Annotated in this window: 9 protein-coding genes; 1 reads left to right on the top strand and 8 read right to left on the bottom strand. The window is 65.7% G+C overall.

The window, feature by feature from the left end; translation table 11 throughout:
- Positions 1-304, top strand: a 304-nt coding sequence (locus tag BLS52_RS14865) for an integrase core domain-containing protein (protein ID WP_139186278.1), incomplete at its 5' end; no start/stop codon positions are given.
- Positions 305-498: 194 nt separating this feature from the next.
- Here the strand turns inward: BLS52_RS14865 and BLS52_RS14860 are convergent.
- The 8 genes from BLS52_RS14860 to gcvT form a co-directional block, all read right to left on the bottom strand.
- On the bottom strand, positions 499-1,572 hold the full coding sequence (locus BLS52_RS14860; RefSeq protein ID WP_090587740.1) for an alkene reductase: 1,074 nt from the start codon (positions 1,570-1,572) through the stop codon (positions 499-501).
- 139 nt (positions 1,573-1,711) lie between these two features.
- Entirely contained in the window at positions 1,712-2,617 is a 906-nt protein-coding gene (purU, locus tag BLS52_RS14855; RefSeq protein WP_090587739.1) for a formyltetrahydrofolate deformylase, read from the bottom strand.
- Positions 2,607-3,437 carry a methylenetetrahydrofolate reductase gene (locus tag BLS52_RS14850; RefSeq protein ID WP_090587737.1) on the bottom strand — a complete coding sequence of 277 codons (831 nt, stop codon included), beginning with the start codon at positions 3,435-3,437 and terminating at the stop codon, positions 2,607-2,609. Before BLS52_RS14850 ends, purU begins: the two co-directional genes overlap by 11 nt.
- A 34-nt stretch (positions 3,438-3,471) precedes the next feature.
- Positions 3,472-4,479 carry a lipoyl synthase gene (lipA, locus tag BLS52_RS14845; RefSeq protein WP_090587736.1) on the bottom strand — a complete coding sequence of 336 codons (1,008 nt, stop codon included), beginning with the start codon at positions 4,477-4,479 and terminating at the stop codon, positions 3,472-3,474.
- 13 nt (positions 4,480-4,492) lie between these two features.
- Positions 4,493-5,890, bottom strand: a complete 1,398-nt coding sequence (locus BLS52_RS14840) for an L-serine ammonia-lyase (protein WP_090587734.1) — start codon at positions 5,888-5,890, stop codon at positions 4,493-4,495.
- A 96-nt stretch (positions 5,891-5,986) separates the two neighbouring features.
- The gene (gene glyA, locus BLS52_RS14835) at positions 5,987-7,318 is read right to left on the bottom strand and encodes a serine hydroxymethyltransferase (RefSeq protein WP_090587733.1); all 1,332 of its coding nucleotides are present in this window, start codon (positions 7,316-7,318) and stop codon (positions 5,987-5,989) included.
- Positions 7,315-7,698: a glycine cleavage system protein GcvH gene (gene gcvH / locus BLS52_RS14830; protein ID WP_090587731.1), complete on the bottom strand. Its 384-nt coding sequence runs from the start codon at positions 7,696-7,698 to the stop codon at positions 7,315-7,317. The genes glyA and gcvH overlap by 4 nt, the downstream gene beginning before the upstream one ends.
- 128 nt (positions 7,699-7,826) lie before the next feature.
- Positions 7,827-8,975, bottom strand: a complete 1,149-nt coding sequence (gene gcvT / locus BLS52_RS14825) for a glycine cleavage system aminomethyltransferase GcvT (protein ID WP_090587729.1) — start codon at positions 8,973-8,975, stop codon at positions 7,827-7,829.
- Positions 8,976-8,978: the final 3 nt, after the last annotated feature.

Raw genomic sequence — 8,978 nt, 5'->3', positions numbered from 1 at the left:
ATACCGGGCCATCCGTTACGCCGAGCGACTCGCCGCCGAGGACGCCGTCGCTTCTGTGGGTTCCCGCGGGGATAGCTACGACAATGCGATGGCCGAGGCGCTGAACTCGCTGTTCAAAGCCGAGCTGGTCCGCAACAAAGGCCCCTGGAAGGACATCAACCACCTCGAAGTCGCCCTCGCCGAATGGGTCGACTGGTACAACCACCGACGCCTCCACGGCGAACTCGGCCACGTCCCACCCAGCGAATACGAACAACAACACGCCGGTGTCAATGCCGGCCTACTAACCACAATTTCCAACTAAAAATCTCTCCACCAAACCCGGGGCTTGACAAGATATCCGGCGATCAGTTCACCGACGAAACCGGTCACACCGAAAAGGACAAGGTCGTGGTCGCGCGCCGGGGCCTCCATGCCAGCAGTTTGTCACGGCAGCGGACTGACCGCGGGGTCGATGCCCTGACCAATCATCGACTTGTTTCTGGTCCCCTTACGGGATCAGGCCGGCTGGTACACCGGGTAGTCCGTGTAACCCTCGGCGCCGCTCGTGTAGAACGTCGCCATGTCCGGTTCATTGACCGGCAGGTTCTCCTGCCAGCGGCGTACCAGGTCCGGATTGGCGATGGCCGGACGGCCGACGACGACGGCGTCAGCCAGCTCCCCCTCGACCAGGGAGATCGCTTCATCCCGGGTGGTCATGACGCTGAAGCCGGTGTTCAGCAGAAACGCGCCGTTGAACTCTCCGCGGAGTTCCCGGACCAGCCCGCCGGACGGCTCGTTGTGCAGCACGCTCAGGTAGGCCAGGCCCAACGGAGAAATCGCCTGCACCAGTAGGGAGTAGGTGCGGTGGAGGTCTTCGCGGTCCAGCTCGACGGCACCCTGGACGTTGTGCTCCGGCGAAATGCGGATGCCCACCCGCTCCGCTCCGACCGCCTCGACAACCGCTTGCACCACCTCGACGACAAACCGGATGCGGTTTTCGGGTGAGCCGCCATACCGGTCGTCGCGCTGATTGGCTGCCGGCGTGAGGAATTCGTGGAGCAGGTAACCGTTGGCGCCGTGCAGTTCAACGCCGTCGAACCCGGCCTTGATCGCGTTGACCGATCCCTGGACGAACTCCTGGATTACGCCCGGAATCTCATCCTCCGTGAGGGCATGCGGAACGGGGAAGGGCTGCTTGCCCTTGTTGGTGCGGGTCAGGCCGTCCACTGCCACGGCGCTCGGTCCCACCACGGTGCGGCCGCCGTTGGTGTCCTCGTGGGTGACACGGCCGGCGTGCATCACCTGGGCGAAGATGCGCCCACCCTCGGCGTGCACGGCGTCGGTCACCTTCGACCAGCCCTCAACCTGCTCATCGGTCACGAGTCCCGGCTGCCCGGGGAAGCCCTGGCCGGCATGGCTGGGGTAGGTCCCCTCGCTGACAATCAGGCCCAGCGACGCGCGCTGGCGGTAATGCTCGACGACGATGGGCCCGGGGACGCCATCCGCCCCGGAGCGGCAGCGGGTCAGCGGGGCCATGATGAGGCGGTTGGGCAGGGTCAGCTCGCCAAGGGTGATCGGTGAGAACAGCATAAGGAGGTCCTTTCGCGGAAGCTTTCACTGGGAAAGCGCCGACGGCCCCGCAGCTATTCCGCGTGGGACCTACCTCACACGTTCCGCGGCCCTCAGCGAAGGCTCCTCAACGGAGGATGGCCTCAGCGAGGGATGCTCCTCAGCGGAGGATGACGGTGCGGTTTCCCAGCAGCACAATTCTTCCCTCGCAGTGCCAGCGCACCGCGTTGCGCAGCGCGGCGCACTCGGCGTCGCGGCCCACCGCCACCAGGTCATCCGGCGTGTAGGTGTGGTCCACCTCGATGACCTGCTGGGAGATGATCGGCCCCTCGTCCAGCTCCGCGTTGACGTAGTGGGCGGTGGCTCCGACAGTCTTCACGCCACGCTCGTACGCCTGGTGGTAGGGCTTGGCGCCCTTGAAGCTCGGCAGGAACGAGTGGTGGATGTTGATGACCCGGCCGGCCATCCGGTTGGACAGTTCGTCGCTGAGGACCTGCATGTAGCGGGCAAGGACCACCAGTTCGACGTCGAACCGGTCAACAATGTCGAGGAGCCTCGCCTCCGCTTCCGGCTTGGTGTCTTTGGTGACCGGCACGTGGAAGAACGGGATGCCATGCCATTCGACCAGTCCCTGCTGGTCAGGATGGTTGGAGACGACGGCCACGATTTCCACCGGAAGGTCACCGGTGCGGGTCCGGAAGAGCAGGTCATTGAGGCAGTGGCCCATCTTCGACACCATCACCAGGACACGCCGCTTACGTCCCTGCGGCTCCAGTTGCCAGTTCATCTGCCACTGTTCGGCGACCGGGGTGAAGTCCCGGCGCAGTTCGTCCGTGCTGAAGGTCTGCTGCACCGCTCCAGCTGCCGGGGAGGAGGATGATCCGGAAGAGAAGTGCACCCGCATGAAGAAATGCCGTTGCGCCGTGTCCCCGTACTGCTTGATGTCGAGGATGTCGCAGCCGTGCTCAAACAGGAATCCCGAGATCGCGTGAATGATGCCGGGGGACTCGGAGCAGTCCAAGGTGAGGACGTGCTCCGTCGGGGAGACGGTGGTGTCAGTGGTCATGTGCTGCTCCTTGAATCAGTGCGGACCCGTGACCGGCCGCCGATGCCAGGTCCGGTCCGCCCGGAACCGGGTCGAGGTTGTTGAAACTGTAGAGGTGGATTCCGGCGACGCTGCCGGCCTGGCCGTCCAGTTCGGAGACCAGGCCCTGGGGCGAATAGTGGTCACCGCTGAGCAGCTTGCGGGCCAGCGGCCCCTTCCGGCTGAGAAACTTCAGTGAGCTCCCGACGCCGATCTGAGCTGCCAGCGCGATCAGGCGGGTGCGCGGGACGGCTCCGGCCACCCCGGCCCAGACCGGCAGCTCCACGCCGACGCGCCGCAGCAGCGCAACGTAGTCGTGAATCCGTGGCGCGGAGAAGCACATCTGGGTGACCACGTGCGAGGCCAGGGACTGTTTGGCCAGCAGGGCCTCCACCCCGGCGCCCCGATCCAGGAAGGGGTGGCCCTCCGGGTAGCCGGCAATACCGGCCCGGATCAGACCGCCGGAGTATTGCGCGATGTCCTCCAGCAGCGGCAGCGCCGAGTCATAGGCGCCGGCCGGTGATTTCCGGTCACCGCCGATCACAAACACCTCGCCGATCCCCGCGGACATGCTCGCACGCAGGAGCCCGGTGAGTTCTGCCTGGCTGGAGATGCTGCGCGCCGCCAGGTGCGGGATCACCGTGTAGCCCAGCTCAGCGAGCTGCGCGGCCGTGCGTACCGTCCGTTCGACACCGTGGTGAGGCAGGCAGGTGACAGTGAGCGCCGTCGTCGTCGGTACACCGGCGGTGATCCGCTCAACAATTCCCTCGGAAGGGATGATCTCTACTCTGGTGGGGAGCATCGTTGGTCCTCTCAGTGATTCGGGGGCGTGGCACTCAGCCGTGTGCCGCCAGCAGCGAGCTGGCTTCCTGGCGGGTGCTGCCGGAGCTTTCGATGTGCGCCAGGTGAGCGGGGATCTCCCACCCCTTTTTGCGCATCGCGGTGGCCCACAGCCGCCCGGCCCGGTAGGACGAGCGGACCAGCGGGCCGCTCATCACACCCAGGAAGCCGATCTCGTCCGTTTCCTGCTGGATGTCGACGAATTCCTGCGGCTTGACCCAGCGGTCCACGGGTAGGTGGCGTTCACTGGGACGCAGGTACTGGGTGATGGTGATCAGGTCGCAGCCGGCGTCGTGCAGGTCGCGGAGTGCCTCCGAGATCTCCTCCCGCGTCTCGCCCATGCCGAGGATCAGGTTGGACTTGGTGACCATCCCCAGGTTCCGCCCCTGAGTGAGAACGTCGAGCGAGCGCTCATAGCGGAACGCGGGCCGGATCCGCTTGAAGATCCGCGGCACGGTCTCGACGTTGTGGGCGAAGACCTCCGGTTTCGAATCGCAGATCGCCTGGATGTGCTCAGGTTTGCCGGAAAAGTCGGGGATCAGGAGCTCGACGCCGGTGCCCGGGTTCAGCTCGTGGATCTTGCGGACCGTCTCGGCGTAGAGCCAGACGCCCTCGTCCTCAAGGTCATCACGCGCCACCCCGGTCACGGTGGCGTAGCGCAGCTGCATGGCCTTGACCGAGCGCGCCACCTTGGTGGGTTCGAACCGGTCCACCGGGGACGGCTTGCCGGTGTCGATCTGGCAGAAGTCGCAGCGGCGGGTGCACTCGGACCCGCCGATGAGGAACGTGGCTTCCTTGTCTTCCCAGCACTCGAAGATGTTGGGACAGCCGGCCTCCTCACAGACGGTGTGGAGGCCCTCCTTCTTGACGAGCTTCTTGAGCTGGACGTACTCGGGTCCCATCTGGACCTTCGCCTTGATCCAGTCGGGCTTGCGTTCCACCGGTACTGCGGAGTTGCGCTGTTCAACGCGGAGCAGTTTGCGGCCTTCTGGTGCCAGTGTCATGGGGTTGCTTCCTTCAGCATTCGACGACGTTGACGGCGAGACCACCGAGCGCCGTTTCCTTGTACTTGTCACTCATGTCCCGGCCGGTCTCCCGCATGGTCACGATGACCTCGTCCAGGGAGACGCGGTGGGTGCCGTCGCCCCAGAGGGCCATCTTCGCGGCGTTGATGGCCTTTGCCGCAGCGATCGCGTTGCGCTCGATGCAGGGAACCTGCACCAGCCCGCCGATGGGGTCGCAGGTCAGGCCGAGATTGTGCTCCATGGCGATTTCCGCCGCGTTCTCGACCTGCTCGGGCGTGCCGCCCATGATCTCGGCGAGGCCGGCCGCCGCCATGGACGACGCCGAGCCCACCTCGCCCTGGCAGCCCACCTCCGCGCCGGAAATGGAGGCCTGCTCCTTGTACAGCACGCCGATGGCTCCGGCGGTCAGCAGGAACTTAACAACGACGTCGTCCCGCTCCTGCTGCGTGGCATCCGCCATGCCGGGAGCAAAATGCAGCGCGTAGTACATCACTGCCGGGATGATCCCGGCGGCGCCGTTGGTGGGAGCGGTGACCACCCGCCCGCCGGAGGCGTTTTCCTCATTGACGGCCAGGGCCACGAGGTTCACCCATTCCTGCCAGAACTTGGGATCCCGGTCCGGATCTTCCTTCAGCAGCCGCGCATGCCAGTCCGGAGCACGACGGCGGACCTTGAGCCCGCCGGGGAGCAGCCCCTCACGCTTGAGGCTGGTTTCCACACAACCCTCCATGACCGAGTGGATGTGCAGCAGCCCGGCTCGGATGTCTTCTTCAGGGCGGCTTTCCTTCTCGTTGGCGAGCATGAGGTCGCTGATGTTGAGGGACCGGGCGTTGCAGTGCTCCAGCAGGCCGGCGGCGGTGCGGAAGGGGAACGGAAGTTCCTTTTTGGTCTCCTCGAGTTCCTGCCGGGCGCTTTCCTCTTCACCCTCGCGCAGGATGAATCCGCCGCCCACGGAGAAGAAGGTTTCCGCGGCCAGGACTGCCCCGCCGTCGTCATACACGGTGAAGGTCATGCCGTTGGTGTGGCGGGGCAGGACGGTGAGCGGACGCAACACCATGTCCTTGACGCCGTACGGCAGCGGCACGGCGCCGCCCAGCTCCAGTGTCCCCGTCTCCGCGATGGCTGCCAGGCGTGCTTCGACCTCATCGGGCAGGATGACCTCGGGGTGGTAGCCCTCCAGTCCCAGCAGGATCGCGGTCATGGTGCCGTGGCCGTGCCCGGTCGCCGCGAGTGAACCGTAGAGATCCACCCGCAGCGACGCGACGTTCACAAGCGTGCCGCTGGCCTTGAGCTCCTCGACAAACACCGCGGCGGCCCGCATGGGACCCACCGTGTGCGAGCTCGAGGGCCCTATTCCGATGGAAAAGAGATCGAATACTCCAACAGCCATTGGTCATTCCTTACTGCGTGGAAGGTCAGAAGTTTTGTCCAGATATGGAGACCTGAACGTCTCCGAACTCTCCTTATCTGGACAAAAGTTCAGAGGTCAGGCGAGGTTCGAGACGCCTGGGTAGAGCGGGTGGGCGGCGGCGAGGGCTTCCACCCGGGAGCGCAGCCCGGAGAGGTCCGCACCGGCGTCGGCAATCAACGCCTCGGCGATGATGTCCGCCACCTCCGCGAAGGCTGCCGCACCGAATCCCCGGGTAGCCAGCGCAGGAGTGCCGATGCGCAGCCCGGAGGTGACCATCGGCGGCCGCGGGTCGAACGGCACGGCATTGCGATTGACCGTGATGTCGATCTCCGCCAGCCGGTCTTCGGCCTCCTGACCGTTGAGCTCGCAGTCGCGCAGGTCCACCAGGACCAGGTGCACGTCGGTCCCGCCGGAGATCACGTTGATTCCCTTGGCGGTGACGTCGGGCTGGACCAGCCGGTCGGCCAGGATCCGGGCACCGTTCAGGACGCGCTCCTGGCGCTCCTTGAACTCGGGCGAGGCCGCGATCTTGAACGCGACAGCCTTGCCTGCGATGACGTGCTCCAGCGGTCCGCCCTGCTGGCCCGGGAAGACAGCCGAGTTGACCTTCTTGGCGACGTCGGCGTCATTGCTCAGGATGATTCCGCCGCGCGGACCGGCAAGGGTTTTGTGCGTGGTGGAGGTGGTGACATGCGCGTGCGGCACCGGGGAGGGGTGCAGCCCGGCGGCGACGAGGCCGGCGAAGTGCGCCATGTCCACCATGAGGTAGGCGCCCACCGAGTCGGCGATGCGGCGGAACTCGGCAAAATCGAGCTGCCGGGCGTAGGCCGACCAGCCGGCGACGATGAGCTGCGGCTTGTGTTCCTGCGCGAGGCGCTCCACCTCGGCCATGTCGATCCGGTGGTCATCCTCGCGCACCTGGTACGGGATGACGTTGTAGAGCTTGCCGGAGAAGTTGATCCGCATCCCGTGGGTGAGGTGTCCGCCATGGGCCAGGTTCAGGCCCATGATGGTGTCACCGGGCTTGATCAGGGCGTGCATCACCGAGGCGTTGGCCTGCGCACCGGAGTGCGGCTGCACATTGGCGTACTCCGCGCCGAAGAGTGCCTTGACCCGGTCGATCGCGAGCTGCTCGATTACGTCCACGTGCTCGCAGCCGCCGTAGTAGCGCTTGCCGGGGTAGCCCTCGGCGTACTTGTTGGTCAGGACGGAGCCCTGCGCCTGCATAACGGCTGCGGCGGTGTGGTTCTCCGACGCGATCATCTCCAGGCCGGAGCGCTGCCGGTTCAGTTCGTCGTCGATCTTCGCGGCAACTTCAGGGTCCAGCTCGGACAGCTGTGCGTTCAGCGACGGCGATGCCACCTGCTCGAAGGCGACTGTGGCCTGGCTTGTGCCTGCCGGGCTCACAGCTCGCCGCCGTTGGCTGCGGCGTACTCTTCGGCGGACATCAGGGGGCCTTCTTCGGTGACGGCCACCTTGAAGAGCCAGCCGTTGCCGTACGGATCGCTGTTGATCAGTTCCGGGCTGTCGACGACGTCGGCATTGGTTTCGACGACCTCGCCGGTGACGGGTGCGTACAGGTCCGAAACAGACTTGGTGGACTCAACCTCGCCGCAGGTTTCGCCTGCGGTAACGGTGTCGCCGACCTCGGGCAGGTCAACGTACACGATGTCCCCGAGCGCATCAGTGGCGACGGCGGTGATGCCGATCGCTACGGGCCCGCCGCCATTGCCGGCAACCCATTCGTGTTCGGCGGAGTACAACAGGTCAGCAATAACCTTGCTCATTTGGTTTTCCTTTACAACGAGAAATTTGTGGTGGGGGGGGGTGCTCCAGCAGAGTCGGCATTTTCACGCGTGCTGCTTCGCTTAACGCACGCTTCCGAAAACGCCGGCTCTGCCGGAGGATCCACGGCTTACTTGGAACGCTTATAGAACGGCAGCGACACAACTTCGAACGGCTCTGCCTTGCCGCGCAGGTCGATGTCCAGTGCGGTGCCCGGCTCGCTGAGTTCGACGTCGACATAGGCCAGGGCGATCGGGTACCCGAGGGTCGGGGAGGGCTGGCCGGAGGTCACTTCGCCGACCACGTTGCCGTCCTTGAGCACCGGGTAGTGGCTGCGGCCGGCGCGGCGCCCAAGGCCCTTGAGGCCCACGAGCTTCCGGCCGGTGGTGGATCCTGCGCCGTCCGCCTTCAGCTCGGCCAGGGCGGTCTTCCCGACGAAGTCGGATTCCTTGGCCAGGGAGACAACCGGGCCGAGGCCTGCGGCGTACGGGTTTCCTTCGCGGGAGAGCTCGTTGCCGTAGAGCGGCATGCCCGCCTCGAGACGCAGCGAGTCGCGGCTGGCAAGGCCTGCGGGGATCAGTCCGTGTCCCTCGCCGGCTTCCAGGAGTGCTTCCCACAGCTCCGGGGCGTCGACGTTGGGGACGTAGATCTCGAACCCGTCCTCACCGGTGTAGCCGGTGCGTGCCAGCAGCAGCTGCTTGACAGCGCCATTGACGGTGATACCTACCTCGACCGCTGCGTAGTACTTGAGCTCGGTCACGAGCGAGTGCTGGTCCGCCGGCACCAGCGTCAGCAGGATGGTTTCCGCGTTGGGGCCCTGCACGGCGATCAGGGAGGTCTCGGCGGACACATCGTCCACGGTGACGTTGAAGTTCGCGGCGCGTTCAGTCAGCTCCGCGGCAACCACTGGGGCGTTGCCGGCGTTGGGGACCACCAGGTACTTGGCCGTTCCGTCCGCGGCTGCGGGAAGGCGGTAGGTGATCAGATCATCGATGATGCCGCCATCCGGCTGGCAGATCAGCGAGTACTTGGCCTTGCCGACCGCCACTGCGGACAGCTTGCCGGCCAGCGCGTAATCCAGGAAGGCAGCGGCGTCCGGGCCGGTGACCCAGACTTCCCCCATGTGGGAGAGGTCGAAGAGACCGGCGGCCTTGCGGACCGAGTGGTGCTCGGACAGCTCGGAGCTGTACTTGAGCGGCATCTGCCAGCCGCCGAAGTCGGTGAAGGAGGCGCCGGCTTTCTTGTGCTGCTCGTAGAGAGCGGTGTAGTTCTCAGTCATTGC

This window comes from Arthrobacter subterraneus (assembly GCF_900099735.1).
GTDB classification, from domain to species: Bacteria; Actinomycetota; Actinomycetes; order Actinomycetales; family Micrococcaceae; genus Arthrobacter_D; species Arthrobacter_D subterraneus.
The sequence above is the reverse complement of the archived record's forward strand: the minus strand, read 5'-3'. Positions and strand labels throughout refer to the sequence as shown.